We start from the raw sequence: 12,792 nt of genomic DNA on the forward strand, positions 1-12,792 counted from the left end.
CCCGGTAACGTGTTTCTCGTAGCGTGGATACCCAATTGGCGCCGACGAGGATATCCGCTACGCTTGCGATGAAAATGGTTTCTCAGCTTTCTGGGGAGAGTCTATCCATGTAGCTGAAGAGTGATGGCGAATTACTTCGTCCTGGTAGCGATTCTTAGGTCCGCGGTGAAGGACTGGCGCCTTCGTTCGCTGGCCTCAATGAAAGTAAGATCGTCCAATTCCCGACCTCGGTCGGCTAACCTCGAACTCCCCACAGGAGGAGAAGAAATGGCGTCTAGTGCAGACAATGGACTTGTAAATCTCAGCAGCCCGTACTCTGCAGAGCAAAGTGTAGAAAGGCTGGAAGGACTCCTTAAGTCAAAGGGTATTCCCATCCATGGCAAAGTGGACCACGGTGAGCATGCCGCACACGTTGGATTGAAGATGAATCCCTCTGTGTTGCTTATGTTTGGCAATCCTAAAGCAGGGACACCGTTGATGATCGCATCTCCTACTGTGGCGATTGATTTGCCCCTCAAAGCACTGGCCTGGGAGGATGCACAAGGCAAGGTGTGGCTCACGTATAACAGCCCCGAATACCTGGCCGAGAGGCACAACCTGCCGCAGGATCTTATGCAGAACATCGTTCTGATCAAGGACCTTTGCGAAGAAGCCGTGAAAGCTTAGCCTCCAAGGCACTGAACCCCTTAGGACACTGAGAGATATGACACAAGACGAGGCAAAATTGCTGGTGGCAAAGCGTGCTATGGAGTTTATCTCCGATGGCATGAGGGTGGGGTTGGGTACCGGGACCACCGCAACCCCGTTCATTTATGAGCTGGGAGAGGCAGTAAAGGCCGGTCTACGCATTGAGGCAATCGCGACCAGTGAAGGGAGTGCAAAGCTCGCAAAGGAGCTGGGGATTCCACTTACAACCTTCGACGATACCCCTGTCCTCGATGTGGTTGTTGATGGTGCAGATGAAATTGCACCTGGACTTGCTCTGATCAAAGGTGGCCATGGAGCGCATCTCCGCGAGAAGATCGTTGCCTCCGCGTCAAAGCAGTTCATCGTGGTGGCCGACGAATCCAAGGTAGTTCATAAACTGGGCAAGTTCCCTTTGCCTGTAGAGGTGATCCAATTTGCGTTACCTCTGGTCACTCTTCGACTCGATGATCTGGGACTGAACCCTGTTCTTCGCCCATCGCCCGGTGGCGCAGGGCCATGGATCACCGACGAAGGCAATGTGATCCTCGACTGCCACTGTGGAGAGATCCAAGATCCCGAGAAAACCGCGAAAGAGATTCGCAACATCGTGGGTGTGGTGGAACATGGGCTGTTTCTCGGCATGGCCAACCTGGCGCTGATTGCAGGTGAGAGCGGTGTGAGGGAACTGCGGGTAGGGAATGTTCTGCAGGGACCAGGAGGCACCGGCACCTCAGAGCTCCGCTAATGTCAGCAATAAGAGAAACCGAAGCTCACGAACAGTTCTTAACCCGAAATGACAAACTCTTCCGCTTGCAAAGTTCGTAGTGTCGTCGTCACCGCCCTCCAGTCATCGATAGGGGCCCGCGAGAGCTTAGAGCGCCAGTCGCGAGCTGAATATGAACTCTCATTGATAAGTCGCGTTCAACTCGGAGACGCGGCAGCCTTTGACTTACTGATCCGACCCCATCGGAGAAGACTTGAGGCGACAGTTCTGAAGATCGTCCGAAATGCTCAAGATGCAGAGGATGTCGTTCAACAATGCCTTTTGAAGATCTTTGCGAAGCTGGATCAATTCCGAGGTCATTCGCAGTTTTCCACCTGGATTACTCGTATTGGAATCAATCAAAGTTTGATGTTTCTACGGAAGTCCCGAAGGCATTTGATATCGATCGACTCTCACTCAGGAGAGGATGAACAACTTTACTCGATGGAGCTACGAGATCCCGGGCTGACTCCTGAGGAGACCTGCATCGCGATCGAATTGGCGGACCTAATCAGAAATCAGATTGATCGGCTCCCCGAATCCGGTAAGTCCGTGTTTGTGAAGCTCTACCTGGAGCATTTGTCGATGGACCAGACTGCGCAAGTTCTGGGAATCAGTGTCGCCGCAGCCAAGTCCCGCGCTCTTAGGGCACGCCGCGATATTCGAAGGGCTTTCGAGGGGCGATTCGCTCGGGTCGATATCAGGAGATCGGTCATAGTCGCGGCCAGGAAACATCACGAATCGAAAGCCACATAACTGTTTGTCCTTAAGCCCCTCCAAGTGAGCGGGCTTAGATTTTGCTTTCAACAACGCAACGTAAACACCGACCACATAGATCAAAGGAGAAGAAATGCCAGTCAAACCAGCCACAGCGACACCTGAGCCGTCCCCCACGAAACCTAAGTACACGGGCTTCGACGGCCAATACATTGATGGTGTATGGCTTCCCGGCAAGCATGGGTCGAAACTATCAGACACCGATCCCTATTCGGGCGAAGTCCTGGCGGAGATTGTTCAGGCCGACAAGGACGACCTTGATCGAGCCTATCGCGCTGCGGCAGCGGCTCAAGTTGCATGGGCGGCCGCAACGCCGATTACTCGTGCGGGCGTTATGCTCCGCTCGGCACAGATCATGGAGGAGAGGCACGCAGAAATCGTCGACTGGATCGTCCGCGAATCCGGAAGCACGATCGCCAAAGCAGAAATCGAGTGGCAGTTCGTCTACTCGGTGACTATCGAAGCTGCATCCTTCCCCCACCGCGCGTCGGGAAAGATTCTTCCGCTCGATGAGGCTGGCAAGGAAAGCCGTGTCTACCGCTCTCCACTTGGGGTCATTGGTGTCATCAGCCCATGGAACTTCCCAATGTACCTGTCGCACCGCTCAGTCGGACCAGCGCTCGCACTGGGGAACGCGGTTGTTCTGAAGCCGGCCGAAGACACCCCCATCACTGGCGGCCTCCTTCTTGCGAAGATCTACGAGGAGGCAGGCCTTCCTCCCGGTCTACTAAACGTTGTGATCGGCCCGATTGATGAGGTTGGCGATGCATTCTCTCTTCATCCAATACCAAGACTCATCTCCTTCACTGGATCGACACGGGTGGGACGACATATCGGTCAACTGGCTATGACCGGTCCATCATTGAAGAGAGTTGCGCTTGAACTTGGCGGCAATGCCCCTTGCGTCATCCTTGACGACGCCGATCTCGATGTAGCTGTTCGTGCCACGGTCATTGGGCGATTCCTGCATCAAGGACAAATCTGCATGAGTACCAATCGGATCATCGTCGATGCGAAGTTGCACGACGAGTTCGTCGACCGGTTTACTGCCCATGTCAAACAGCTTAAGTATGGCGATCCCAAGGATCCGGAAGTGGCGATTGGTCCTGTCATTAACCAAAAGCAGTTGAAGGCGCATTTGGCACATATCGCCTCAGCGCGATCCGAAGGGGCGACGCAATTGCTGGGTGGAGACCCTCAGGGTCAGGTAGTACCTCCTCACGTCTTCGTGGGTGTCAGGAATGACATGACCATCGCAAAGGAAGAGATGTTCGGGCCGATCGCTCCGATCATCAAAGCGAATGGAGAGGCCGATGCTTTGAGGTTGGCGAACGAGACTGAGTATGGCCTGTCGAGTGCAGTATTTACTCGGGATCGCGAACGTGGCGTGCAGTTTGCCCGAAAGCTCGAGGCAGGCATGACTCATGTCAACGATCACAGTGTGGATGACACATCGACCGGTCCGTTTGGTGGTGAGAAGAACAGCGGGCTGGGACGGTTCGGTGGTGACTGGATCATCCAGGAGTTCACAAAGGAGCATTGGATTACCGTCAGGCATGAGCCAGCCGTCTATCCGTTCTAGAAGTTGGCAGGAGCGGTGAGTCTCCAAAATCGGAGACTCATCGGTCCGTCTTAGCGAAAGCGGTGTGGCGTAGATTAAACAGATTGCGAATCTGCGTTAAGTGTGGGATTGCATGCGAGGGCGTAGCACAGCGGTCAAAAGCAACATGAATACTCCCACACCGACAAGACTAAGTGTCGGCACCCGGAACGAACCGGTACGGTCACGTAGGATACCAACCAGAATAGGACCGGTGGCCGCGATGAGATACCCAAAGGTCAGTGTGAAGGCGTTCCACACATCAGTCTCCTGCACGGTATCTGTGTTATCCAATGGCAATGTCATTCCGAGCGTAAATCCTCCGGCCTGACCGAAGGCAATAAGTGAGACCCACAGGTAAGGGGCAGATAGAGGGGCTAACGCCAAGCCTGCCAGCCCGATGCAGCAAAGAATGCTCGCCCCAGCAAGCCATCCGCGCCTATCTCGCGAGCGACTCAGAATTCCAAAGACTGGATTCCCAAGCAGGGAAGCGACTGCGAACGTCGCGAGGATCAGATCGGCCTTTACGTCCGAATACCCCAATTCCCGATAGATGGTAACGGTCCATGCCAGGAAGGCGTAAAACAACAGATTGTTCACACCAAAGAAGATGGTGATGGCCCACGCGATTCCCTTGTTTAACGGCAAAGGGACGTCATTTGCAACCGCTGTAGTAGCCCCATTCCGACCGGCCGTGCGTACCTTCACCATCGACCAAAATAAAATGGCCCCGACACCGAGGAGCGACCATATGCCAGTGGCAAAGCGCCAACCGTCAGGGCGATTCCCGGCTAGCGGGTTCGTCAAAGCGGCTGCTGCGACACTTCCTACAGCGAGAGCTGTCGCGTACACGCCCATGACAAGGGCCAAACGCGTAGGAAATTGTGCCTTGATAAAGCCGCCGATGAGCGTTCCTGCGATGGCGATTCCGGCGCCTACCCCTGCAGTAGAGATCATGAGCGAGGGGACGGTCTGTGCGAAGGCTCTCAGCCCAATGGAGGCAAGGAGAAGGAGGAGCGCGAGCAGCATGACGCGATCTCGCCCAAAGCGTCGAGCCAGCCATGGGGTGGGAAGAGCCAGCAGACCCATGAGCACATCCGGTATCGATGTAAGAAGCGCAGCGGTCCCATGAGACAGTCGAAATGCTTCTCGAATTGAAGGAAGTGCCGGGCCGATAGAAACGAGTCCTGGTCTGAGATCTATGGCGACAAAGATAATCGCAGTGATTGCAAGGCCTGCCGGAATGACGGCGGACTTGCTGGGTGAAGCTACTTTGTTGACAGGCTCTTCCATGGGCTATCTAGTAATTCATCTTCGAAGTGGTCATTGGAAATCTCGCCGTCACAGTCTGCAAACGGCTCCGGCGCACCTTGGATTCCAAAGAGTCTCGGAGCAGTCGAAGAGATCGTGTTTCAGTTTAATGAGACGACCTCGAAAACTTCTGGCCGAATCGTGGAGATTTCCTGAAGATGCGGGGGCAGAGTCTTCGGGAACAACGCTAGAAGACGATTCACATACGGAAACCCATCGAAACCGCAAAATAAGGTTCAGCACCGTTTGTGGGATGGATGGGGACTTCAACGGCAGGTCCAATTTCGACGATCTTCAAAGGCGCGTTGAGCAGGGAAAATGGCAGGAATTGCCTGACGCCGAAGCGTGTATTACGCTGTGGGGTCGATTGGTGTGAATTCTTGTACTGGGGATTGTGTAGCGCAAGTTGCGGTGGCAGGCTTTGCGCGAATCCCACTTGAGCTGAGCAAAGAGCATACGAATATGACGACCAATGAGGCGGACCCTGTATCCAGCCTGTTACGAAACCGCCGATCGCCATTCTGCCGGCCCGATGCTGACGAGGAGCCGACTTGTCGCTACTGATCTGGTGTCACTGAGCGCATTGGTGATAATGCGCTCAGTGAAGAACCGTTGGAAAGATCGGTTTTCGTCGGTAGCGATTCGGTTGGGACGTCGTCTTGTGATAAAACCAGTCATCTATGCAAAACAAAATTCGCAGCTTCGCGATAGAGGGTCTCTACGGTAAGTTCGACGTGAAGATTCCAATGATTGATAACCGCATCATCATCGTGGGTGCGAACGGTCTCGGAAAGAGCACATGTATTAACGCCTTCTATTATTTGCTCTCCCGGCAGTGGTCTCGGCTCGCCGAGCTAGACTTTGAGCGGGTGGTAATTGAGAGCTCCCTCGAGAGCGTTGCTTTGACGAAAGCAGACGTGGAAACGTTCACTCTGGCCGACGAACCCGGGAGGGTACCTCATAACGTTCTTCAACGTGCCCTGCATCTGGATCCGAGAAGTTTGGAAGAATTTCTGGAATCGGGCCCGTCGGAGATCGGGCGATTCCGAGAATTGCTGAACTATCCGAACTCTGTCCTTCGAGAGATTCAATCAGCCCTGCGTGGTAGTTTGCGGCGAAATGGCGCCCTTGAGAAGGCCGCAGAGGTGATTCGAGAGCTCGTTTCCGAGAATCAGATACTTTACCTACCTACATATCGACGCATTGAAAAGGATCTGAAGGCTCTTGTCGATCGAGAAGAGACCCGTAGAAACCGCATCGACGCAGAATTTATACGCAAGCTGGGCTTCAGGACTGACGTCTACGCAGAACTGGTCGAATTTGGCATGGAGGACGTCAAGATCCGCCTATCTGAAACTCTATCCGCGCTGAACGACAATAACAGAAAAGAGTTTAATGCTTTGGCTGGCAGCTACCTTCGGGACGTAATCAAAGGCGAGGGACAGACTTATTCTGCGGAGGAAATCTCGAGTTTAACCGGCGAGGAGGTTACAAGGATTCTACGTCGAGTTGAAGAGAACACTCTTAGCTGGCAAGAGAAGGCACTTCTGACACAGGCCCTTGATCGCCTTAGAAGCCAGTCACCGAAGGATTCGGACTCGTATGTGGCGCATTTTCTTACAAAGTTGGTCCGTTCTGCCGAGAATCTGGCCAGACGCGAAAAGCCTGTTACTGATTTTGTGAGGACTTGCAACTCCTATCTCGACGGGAAGGAGCTTGTATACGACGAACTCAGCTACCGCGTCTTTGTACGAGAAACAGGGACTGACGGACGGGAGATCGATTTGCCATTTCTTTCATCTGGCGAGAAGCAGGTCGTTTCATTATTTGCACACCTCTATCTGAGTGAGCGGAAATACTTGATAGTCATAGATGAACCGGAACTGTCGCTTTCGGTTACATGGCAAAAGACATTTCTGCCAGATATCTGGGCATCAGGAAACTGCACGTATATGGCAGCCGTCACTCACTCCCCGTTCATCTTCGATAATGACTTTGAAAAATACACGTTCGACATGAAAGACGGTATGCGACGCAATGGGTAATTTTCTAGACGACCTCAAAACTGCTCGGTACGCTCCTGTAGCAATCAGACAGAGATTTCGGATCGAGTACGACGAAGCTAGAGAAGACGCTTATGCGTTTTTCGAATCTACAGACGACGGAACGTTTTACCGGAAGCAAATATTCCAATACTTGCCTTCAGCTGGCCGACTCAGAATCTACTATTGTGGGAACAAGCGCTCGGTTTGGTATCACTATGAGTTTGCGGAGCAGGAACGCAAGCTCAAAAATACCCTCTTCTTTGTAGATAAGGATCTGGATGATTTTACCGGACACGCTTTGCCGTGTCGCTCACGAGTCTTTGTGACAGACCTTTATGCTGTCGAGAATTATCTGTGCACAGAAGAAACGTTGACTTCAGTCCTAGAAGAATTGATATTCCTACCCGATGAGCAAAATCGCCATAGCCGAATCTTGAAAGAGTTCACAGACGGATTCAATGACATCGCGTCTCAGCTGCGGCCTCTATTCGCAGAAATAATACTTCTCCGGCAGCTGAACGCAAACATCTCGTTCAGTGATTTCGGTGATAGTCTTTCACCATGTTTCGAAATGGTTGAGCTGAAGCCGGGCCCCGTTTCGGATTGGGACAAGATTTTTCGCACGCGCTGTAAATATGACCCCTCCAGTCTGTCTTCTGCTGATATTCGGGAAAAAGCCGATTGGCTGGCCGAAAAGCCCCACCACGAATGGATGAGGGGGAAGTTCGCTTTGTGGTTCTTCTTGCGGTTCGTCGGGGAGCTCTGGGGTAGTCTCGTTGGAGAGCTAATCAACGATCGTAAGAAAATAAAGAAAACCGTTGATATGCAGTCCGACAACGTATTTTTGATTATGCAAGGTAGACACCCACTACCGAGAGGTCTGGAGCAATTCATTACAAATAATATTTGTCAGGATCAGAACAGCATGTCCGTTCAATTCTGATGAGTCATAGTCCTCAGGAATGTCATCGGATTTTTCATGGAAAGATGACGACAGGGAGCGCTTATCGAACGCGCGGAAGCGCCATCTGTGGATCAGTCACGATAAACGTTAGTACAAACGCCGTTCTTGGAAGTAATCGGATACGTTCGATCGTTGGTGAGTGAGTGTATTGACCTGGAGTCGTCTAATGACGACGCTCTCCCACCTGTCTTGGACGACGCCGATAGTAGTACTGCGAGAATTTCTTCGCCAACTTTCCATATGATGATTAATCGAGCTCAATCTGCGCGACAGCATCGCGGAACGAAGACAATTGTTCAGTGTGAATGGGATATATGCCAGTGCCACAATCATGCATTTTTTGCGACAATAGCGCCTGCAGCTGCGAGCATCTTTGGCCGCAGTGGATACTTGATAGGAAAAGTTTCGGCTCTTTCCGTTTGAAACGTCCAGGAGCGCTGGAGGTTATCCTTAGCAACATTGAGTTAACCGTTAAATCGGTGTGTGAGAAATGCAATAACGGCTGGATGAGAGCACCGGAGGGAGATGCCAACCCTCTCCTTGAGCAGATGTTCGACGATAAGCCACTTGCGTTGGACCTTAACCAGCAGCGGACTATCGCCACTTGGATCACCAAGATGGCATTCCTCTTCGACTCGAAGAAGGGCCGCAATGCGCCCAACGTGTTCTACGAGGAGAACCAGGGCACGGCATTCAATGAGCATCTGCTGACACCGCAATTCACTCTGATCTGGATTGGGAGGCTTGACGAGGAACATCGGTCGGCAGACGGAGCAGGTTTCACATTGTTGTCGAAAGAGGAGCGCATTGGAGAAGGAACATCGCTGACCCTCGCAAACGAGCATTTCGTCCCAGATCGCCAGCATCCGTCTGAAGGTGACACCGACGGCTCCTACTGAACTCGACATTGCGCCGAAACCCGGCAATTGGGACAGCCAGCAATACGAATTTGGCCCCCTCCAATTCCATTCACGAACGGTGGACCTGATGGCTATTTCTACTTGATGAATCGTTGGAGACAGGGAGATGAAGTCACCAGGATTACGAAAGATAGTATTGGGTGACTTAAAGAATCTTAAAGGTTTTAAGTTCACAGTAGCGCTCCGCCAAAGCTTTTGAATCCGTGGTGTGCTCAGGAACGAACCCGATCATTTTGTTTGTTTGGAGCATGGAGATGAATGTCAGGATATCGACCGCGCCGATCGTCTTGTAGAAATTGAGCGGCCGCCCGTAATCCGAGTCCCGGTAAGCGCCGTGAAGAACCCCGTGTCGATTGGTTTTGTCCAGCAACGGATAGAGAGCCGAATTTTCGAAAAAGTATTTCGTGAGGAAATCAAGAGCCCCTGTAAGCATGTCGTCGATCTCTTTTGTATTTCCAATCTTCCGAGCCCAGGCATCTTCTTTCGCATTCGTTATCAGTTCAATGAAAACAGCCTTAACCGAGCCTTCATGCCTTAGGTTCTTTGTCCGCGCCAACTCACGTCCCGCTCCCTCAATAACCGGCATCAGTCCGGCCACAGCCACATGATGAAGGCCGGAAAAGTGCGCAGCTATCGATTCCGCAATAGTTCTCTTGTATAGATCTACAACGGGTATCTGCGCATACATGTTGATAGCCATCGACGCTAGCCGGTCGGGAGTATAGAAGAACCCCAATACCCGCTCGATCTCGAATTCTTCGAATTGACCATTCGCATTGTTGATCTCGCGTGAAACGATATCCAACCGGCCTTGGTTGCCGTAAGGAGGCATAAACCAGCCGACGGAACGCATCGCTCTGACTATATCGTCGTAACGGCCCACCTTTTTATGGACTGTGTATTCCAATCGTAGAATCTCCCTTGATTTACTGATCTGCGTCGATGCGTACATTATCGCCGCCGCGTCCATTGAGAAGCTGATTGCTTCCGACGAGCGGACTTCATGTTACTGATTCTCTCAGGCGGCAGAGAACAGCTCAGCGCTTCACCTAGCGCAAGGTAGCCCTACGTTTCCCTGGAGGCTTTGAACCGATCCGGTTTTCTTTTGCGGTCGTCATATTGGACGAGGAGAGATCGTGCGCCTCTTGGAAGGCTTTGACGATATGCTCACCCAGATCAATCGTGCCGTCGCCAAACCATGCCTGCACGCCGTGGTTGAGTACCGCCATGCCTATCTGTGCCGCCAGATTCGCCTGCGGAGCTGTCAAGCCGCGCTCGCACGGCGGCCGCGCTGCCGATGGCGGTCGAGGCAGCAGCACGCAGCATCGATCTGCTTCCGCTGACTGCAGGCCAAACCCTTATGGTTGACGGCGGTGAAACCATGACGAGATTCGCTGCCGTTCAAATCGCATTGTTGCGCGGCGCGCATGTCATCGCCTCGGCGGGTGAGACGTTTGCGGATCGCCTGCGTGAACTCGGAGCGAAGGTGACGCCGTACAGCGAAGGAATGGTTGAGCGTGTTCGCGAACACGCAGGCGGCGCGCCTGACTTTGCGCTCCATACGGCTCAGGTCAAAGGCACCCTGCCCGATCTGGTCAGAATCGTGGATGGCGATCCCAAACGTGTATTCAGCTTTGCCGATCAGGACGAAGAAGGCATCGGCGTCCGCACCGCGTGGAAGGAGCAGGGCACCAATGGCCTACGCTACGACGTGCTTGTGCAGTATGCGCAGCTTGCCGCTAAGGTCGCTTTTCGATTCCCATCGCTCGAACGTTTGCTTTGGAAGATCGGCGTGAGGCAGCAGAAATCAGCATGAGCAAAAGGGCACATGGCAAGCTCGTGCTGCTGCTCGAAGCTTCCAGTGCTGGAAAGCGATAGGGCCTAAACGCGAAGGCGGCTCCCAGCTTCTTGAGGGAGCCGCCTGATGCATCTTGCGTAAGAGTTGGTAACGGGAAACGCCCCGTTTGTTAGGCTGCTAACAACTAGGTTGACGAGGAAGTCGCAGCGCTGACTGATCGCATCGCTGCAAGCGCGGAGTTCGGCTCAGCCGGAAGGTTGTTGCGATGGTCTGCAAGATAACGATGCACATCTGCTATAACAACCGAACCTTCGCCAACTGCCGACGCTACGCGTTTCACTGACTTGGAGCGCACATCCCCGACGGCAAACATGCCAGGCACGCTCGTGGCGTATGGTGTACTTTCAAAACCTTCCGTGCCTCCGGTAATAATGAAGCCTTTCTTGTCCAATTGCACGGTCCCGTAGAGCCATCCGGAATTTGGTTCGGCTCCGATCATGACAAAGACGTTCCCGATCGGTTTAACGATAGATTCACCGGTGCTCCGGTTAGTCCAAGTGACATTTTCCAGAGAAGAAGAGTTTCCCTCCAGCTTCACGATCTCGGATTGGTCATAAAGTGTGATTCGTGACGAGCTTTCGAGACGCGAGATCAAATACTGCGACATGGTCTGCGCCAGCGATTCAGCACGGATGATGTGGTGTACGTGCTTCGCGATGCCAGATAGAAATAAGGCGGCTTGCCCGGCTGAGTTCCCGCCTCCTACGACAATGACTTCTTTTTCGCGGCAAAACACTGACTCCATCGCTGTCGCTGCGTAATAGATCCCGCGGTTTTCGAACTCGCTGAAGTTCTCGACAGAAAGTTTGCGATACTGCGCGCCAGATGCAACAATAACGGCTCTGGAACGGACGGGTATGCCGCCCGCGAGTGTCAGCTTGTGGATGCCGTCGATCTGCTCTGCCGTTACCGTTTCTCTCGATATCGCGAAGCGTACACCGAACTTCAACGCCTGCAACTGGGCGCGGCTCGCAAGACGCTGGCCGGAGACCCCTGTCGGGAAGCCGAGATAGTTTTCGATTTTGGAGCTGGCTGCTGCCTGTCCGCCAGGAGCGGTGCTCTCGATCGCGATGGTGCAGAGTCCTTCCGATGCCGCGTAGACAGCGGCCGCCAGACCAGCAGGGCCAGCTCCGACGACGGCTACGTCGTAGATCATCTCCGGATCAGGAAGTTCTGTGATGCCTAGCTCGTCGGCGAGTTGCGTAATGGTAGGCCGATGCAGGAGACGGCCATCCGACAGTTTCACCGCAGGCAGAAGAGATCCAGCATCGGATTGCGAGATTTCCTGTGGGGACGGCGACACAATCTTGTGCGGGTAGCTATTGCGAACCAAGAAGCGCTGGAGCTCGGTAGTAGCAGCATCGTTAGTGCTTCCCCTCAGAACAATCCCCGCATTTTCTTCAGCAAGAATGCCGATACGTCGCCAGACGGTGGCTGAGGTGATGAGATTCGCGATGTCCCCTTCCGCGCGCATCAGTTTCTGCAACTCGCCACGCGAAATGCGAAGAATCCGGCTCTCCTTGACCGTTCGCGCATTGACCAGCGTTCCCTGCGAGGTCAGAAGGTTTAGCTCGCCGGAGAAGTCGAACTTGCGATGATGGGCGATGACCGTGGACTCGCCGTTAGCGAGGGGCAGGGAGATGTCGACCTGCCCCTCAAGCACCACGAACATGTCGACCTGTCGCTCGCCGCAGGTGAACAACGGGACTTCCGCAGGAAAGGCTTCCTCTCGACCGTAAGGAGTCAGGCGCTCGACCATGTCATCTGTGAGCTTGGCGAATGCAAGGTCCGGGCGATATTCCGGATTGTTCCAAATAGCGGTTTTGCTCTCTTCGTCATCGATCATGGTGTTTGATCCCATTGTCTC

General features: G+C 53.3%; 12 protein-coding genes. 8 read left to right on the forward strand and 4 right to left on the reverse strand.

Annotated elements, in window-relative coordinates; translation table 11 throughout:
• The first annotated feature begins 267 nt into the window (after window positions 1-267).
• The 4 genes from GSQ82_RS09685 (at window position 268) to GSQ82_RS09700 (ending at window position 3,809) form a co-directional block, all read left to right on the forward strand.
• On the forward strand, window positions 268-666 hold the full coding sequence (locus GSQ82_RS09685) for a DUF302 domain-containing protein (RefSeq protein WP_158792048.1): 399 nt from the start codon (window positions 268-270) through the stop codon (window positions 664-666).
• Between the two features lie 37 nt (window positions 667-703).
• The gene (rpiA, locus tag GSQ82_RS09690; RefSeq protein WP_158792049.1) at window positions 704-1,432 is read left to right on the forward strand and encodes a ribose-5-phosphate isomerase RpiA; all 729 of its coding nucleotides are present in this window, start codon (window positions 704-706) and stop codon (window positions 1,430-1,432) included.
• A 48-nt stretch (window positions 1,433-1,480) separates the two neighbouring features.
• Window positions 1,481-2,206: a sigma-70 family RNA polymerase sigma factor gene (locus GSQ82_RS25695; RefSeq protein ID WP_158792050.1), complete on the forward strand. Its 726-nt coding sequence runs from the start codon at window positions 1,481-1,483 to the stop codon at window positions 2,204-2,206.
• 94 nt (window positions 2,207-2,300) lie between these two features.
• The gene (locus GSQ82_RS09700; protein WP_158792051.1) at window positions 2,301-3,809 is read left to right on the forward strand and encodes an aldehyde dehydrogenase family protein; all 1,509 of its coding nucleotides are present in this window, start codon (window positions 2,301-2,303) and stop codon (window positions 3,807-3,809) included.
• A 96-nt stretch (window positions 3,810-3,905) separates the two neighbouring features.
• Here the strand turns inward: GSQ82_RS09700 and GSQ82_RS09705 are convergent, their stop codons facing one another.
• Window positions 3,906-5,120: a CynX/NimT family MFS transporter gene (locus GSQ82_RS09705; protein WP_158792052.1), complete on the reverse strand. Its 1,215-nt coding sequence runs from the start codon at window positions 5,118-5,120 to the stop codon at window positions 3,906-3,908.
• Window positions 5,121-5,818: 698 nt separating this feature from the next.
• Here GSQ82_RS09705 and GSQ82_RS09710 point away from each other — a divergent pair.
• The 3 genes from GSQ82_RS09710 (at window position 5,819) to GSQ82_RS09720 (ending at window position 9,046) form a co-directional block, all read left to right on the forward strand.
• The gene (locus tag GSQ82_RS09710; protein ID WP_158792053.1) at window positions 5,819-7,183 is read left to right on the forward strand and encodes an AAA family ATPase; all 1,365 of its coding nucleotides are present in this window, start codon (window positions 5,819-5,821) and stop codon (window positions 7,181-7,183) included.
• The gene (locus GSQ82_RS09715; protein ID WP_158792054.1) at window positions 7,176-8,126 is read left to right on the forward strand and encodes a DUF4435 domain-containing protein; all 951 of its coding nucleotides are present in this window, start codon (window positions 7,176-7,178) and stop codon (window positions 8,124-8,126) included. Before GSQ82_RS09710 ends, GSQ82_RS09715 begins: the two co-directional genes overlap by 8 nt.
• Window positions 8,127-8,461: 335 nt before the next feature.
• On the forward strand, window positions 8,462-9,046 hold the full coding sequence (locus GSQ82_RS09720; RefSeq protein ID WP_158792055.1) for a hypothetical protein: 585 nt from the start codon (window positions 8,462-8,464) through the stop codon (window positions 9,044-9,046).
• 166 nt (window positions 9,047-9,212) lie between these two features.
• Here GSQ82_RS09720 and GSQ82_RS09725 read toward each other — a convergent pair whose 3' ends face one another.
• Together GSQ82_RS09725 and GSQ82_RS09730 are read right to left on the reverse strand one after the other, a co-directional pair.
• The gene (locus GSQ82_RS09725) at window positions 9,213-9,974 is read right to left on the reverse strand and encodes a hypothetical protein (protein WP_158792056.1); all 762 of its coding nucleotides are present in this window, start codon (window positions 9,972-9,974) and stop codon (window positions 9,213-9,215) included.
• A gap of 142 nt (window positions 9,975-10,116) precedes the next feature.
• The gene (locus GSQ82_RS09730) at window positions 10,117-10,335 is read right to left on the reverse strand and encodes a hypothetical protein (RefSeq protein ID WP_174243054.1); all 219 of its coding nucleotides are present in this window, start codon (window positions 10,333-10,335) and stop codon (window positions 10,117-10,119) included.
• 29 nt (window positions 10,336-10,364) lie between these two features.
• On the opposite strand from GSQ82_RS09730, the gene GSQ82_RS09735 reads away from it, so the two are divergent.
• Window positions 10,365-10,883, forward strand: a complete 519-nt coding sequence (locus GSQ82_RS09735) for a hypothetical protein (RefSeq protein WP_216847057.1) — start codon at window positions 10,365-10,367, stop codon at window positions 10,881-10,883.
• Window positions 10,884-11,049: 166 nt separating this feature from the next.
• On the opposite strand, the gene GSQ82_RS09740 is transcribed toward GSQ82_RS09735, so the two are convergent.
• Window positions 11,050-12,771 (reverse strand): FAD-dependent oxidoreductase, encoded by a 1,722-nt coding sequence (locus GSQ82_RS09740; RefSeq protein WP_158792058.1) that lies wholly within the window; start codon window positions 12,769-12,771, stop codon window positions 11,050-11,052.
• Window positions 12,772-12,792: the final 21 nt, after the last annotated feature.

Origin of the sequence: Granulicella sp. L60 (assembly GCF_009765825.1) — a bacterium.
GTDB lineage: Bacteria > Acidobacteriota > Terriglobia > Terriglobales > Acidobacteriaceae > Edaphobacter.

Bases quoted from the DNA above. Each gene is read 5' to 3' on its own strand.
- GSQ82_RS09715 (WP_158792054.1), top strand. From the start codon at position 7,176: ATGGGTAATTTTCTAGACGACCTCAAAACTGCTCGGTACGCTCCTGTA.
- GSQ82_RS09720 (WP_158792055.1), top strand. From the start codon at position 8,462: ATGCCAGTGCCACAATCATGCATTTTTTGCGACAATAGCGCCTGCAGC.
- GSQ82_RS09710 (WP_158792053.1), top strand. From the start codon at position 5,819: ATGCAAAACAAAATTCGCAGCTTCGCGATAGAGGGTCTCTACGGTAAG.
- GSQ82_RS25695 (WP_158792050.1), top strand. From the start codon at position 1,481: ATGACAAACTCTTCCGCTTGCAAAGTTCGTAGTGTCGTCGTCACCGCC.
- GSQ82_RS09700 (WP_158792051.1), top strand. From the start codon at position 2,301: ATGCCAGTCAAACCAGCCACAGCGACACCTGAGCCGTCCCCCACGAAA.
- GSQ82_RS09685 (WP_158792048.1), top strand. From the start codon at position 268: ATGGCGTCTAGTGCAGACAATGGACTTGTAAATCTCAGCAGCCCGTAC.
- GSQ82_RS09740 (WP_158792058.1), bottom strand. From the start codon at position 12,771: ATGATCGATGACGAAGAGAGCAAAACCGCTATTTGGAACAATCCGGAA.
- rpiA (WP_158792049.1), top strand. From the start codon at position 704: ATGACACAAGACGAGGCAAAATTGCTGGTGGCAAAGCGTGCTATGGAG.
- GSQ82_RS09735 (WP_216847057.1), top strand. From the start codon at position 10,365: ATGGCGGTCGAGGCAGCAGCACGCAGCATCGATCTGCTTCCGCTGACT.
- GSQ82_RS09705 (WP_158792052.1), bottom strand. From the start codon at position 5,120: ATGGAAGAGCCTGTCAACAAAGTAGCTTCACCCAGCAAGTCCGCCGTC.